This is a genomic window from Janthinobacterium lyxosi, from assembly GCF_051380665.1.
GTDB lineage: Bacteria > Pseudomonadota > Gammaproteobacteria > Burkholderiales > Burkholderiaceae_D > Janthinobacterium.
The window spans coordinates 1-2,095 of record NZ_JBNYXM010000079.1 but is presented as its reverse complement, the minus strand read 5'-3'; the positions used below and the strand labels follow the sequence as shown (position 1 = coordinate 2,095).

Genomic DNA, 2,095 nt, shown 5'->3' with positions numbered 1-2,095 from the left:
GAAGCAAAGCTGGCCGCCTGCGCCGGGGTGCGCGAAGCGATCGTCATCGCCCGCGAGAACGCTGGCGACAAACGCCTGGTGGCCTACCTGACCGCACACGAAGGCATGGCACCATCGACGGCCGAGCTGCGCAGCGAGCTGGCACGCGGCCTGGCCGAATACATGGTGCCGAGCGCCTTCGTGCTGCTGCCGGCCTTCCCGCTAACGCCAAACGGCAAACTGGACCGGAACGCCTTGCCGGCGCCGGACCAAGATGCGCTGGCCGTGCAGCAGTACGAGGCACCAGTGGGCGAGGTGGAAACCGCGCTGGCCGGCATCTGGCAGGAACTGCTGGGATTGGCCCAAGTAGGCCGCCATGATCAGTTCTTTGAGTTGGGAGGGCATTCGTTTACGGTGATTACTTTGATCGAACGCTTGCGCCAGCAGAACTTGATCGCTACCGTGCGTACTGTCTTTGCCACCCCGACGCTGGCTGCGATGGCGGCTGTGATTGTGGATGCGCGAGTAACATCGGTACAACAATACATTGCGGCACCAAACCTGATTCCCGATGGGACTCTGACGATCACACCAGAGATGCTCTCACTGATACAGCTTACACAACCAGAAATTGACTGTATTGTGGCGTCGGTTCCAGGTGGCGCAGCGAATATTCAGGATATCTATCCTCTGTCCCCCCTTCAAGAGGGTATGTTGTTCCATCACTTGATGGAAACACAGGGCGATGCCTATTTGCTGCGCTCACTGCTTATTTTTGATAGCCGTACGCGGCTGGACAACTTCGTTGAGGCGTTGGCCTTCGTGATGAACAGGCATGACATATTACGCACAGCAATCAGCTGGCAGGGCCTATCTCAGCCACTACAAATTGTGTATCGAGACGCTCCTTTGACACTTAAAGAATACGACTTGTCTTCTGATGTGGATGCGCAGCAACAGATGCTGGAGCAAACGGACCCACGCCACTATCGAATAGACTTGCATCGTGCGCCTCTGATAGAGGCCCATGTCGGTAGGGATGCACATACTGGCGAATGGATTATGTCGCTATTGACTCACCATATCGTTGAGGATAATTATTCCTTGCAGCGAATCATGGCAGAGATACAACTTGTACTGAATGGAAAACGCACGACAATAGGACCGTCCTGGCCATACCGTAACTTTATTGCTCAAAGTCTTAGCATGCCAACAGAAGCGCATGAATCCTATTTCCGGGAGCAATTGGGTGATATTGATGAACCTACTGCGGCATTCGGACAGCTAGATGTGAATGGAAGTGGCAGTGATGTTGCCGAGGCTGAGTACGAGTTGAGAGACGGCATGGCGAAGAAAATTCGAGACGTCGCTCGTATCGAAGGTGTCACCCCCTCAGTTTTATTTCATGTTGCTTTGGCCCGTGTACTAGGAGAATGCAGTGGCCGTGAAGAGGTGGTGTTCGGCTCCGTTCTTTCGGGGCGTTTGCAAGGGACGGCCGGAGCGGATCAGGTTTCGGGCCCATTGATCAATACTTTACCAATCCGGGTTTCGCTGACTAAGCGTAATGTCAGTGAAGTAGTCGTCGAGACGTATCAAAAATTGACGGACCTTTTAGCACATGAACAGGCTCCGCTGCTACTCGCGCAGCGCTGCAGTGGTGTCAAAGTACCTCTGCCGCTATTTAATACATTGTTCAACTACCGCAATACGACTGCAGGCATAGGTAATTCGAATACCGAGGCACCAGAGCCTGCCTGGGTAGGCATTCGCTTGCTCACATCAGAAGAGCGTACCAATTATCCGATCACAATTTGCGTGGATGATTTGGGAGAAGGATTTGTGCTGACCGCGCAAACTGTCCACGGTATAGATCCATCCCGTATTGTTGCCTACCTACGAACCGCAATTGAGGCATTGGTCCAGGCACTGACGACGAGCCCCCACAAGAAAATTTCCAGGCTGAACATCTTGCCGACGAGCGAACGCAAACAGGTACTGTTTGATTTCAACCCGGTACCGATGGTGGCCCCGGCAATCCTGGTGCACCAGCGCTTCGAAACGCATGCGGCACGCACGCCGGAAGCCATTGCACTGACATACGGCGAGCAGCAACTGA

1 protein-coding gene is annotated in these 2,095 nt (G+C 54.0%); it reads left to right on the top strand.

Annotated features, from left to right (window positions below):
• A partial coding sequence (locus ACQ4WP_RS29215) for a condensation domain-containing protein (protein ID WP_436526803.1) occupies nucleotides 1-2,095 on the top strand: 2,095 nt, incomplete at both ends.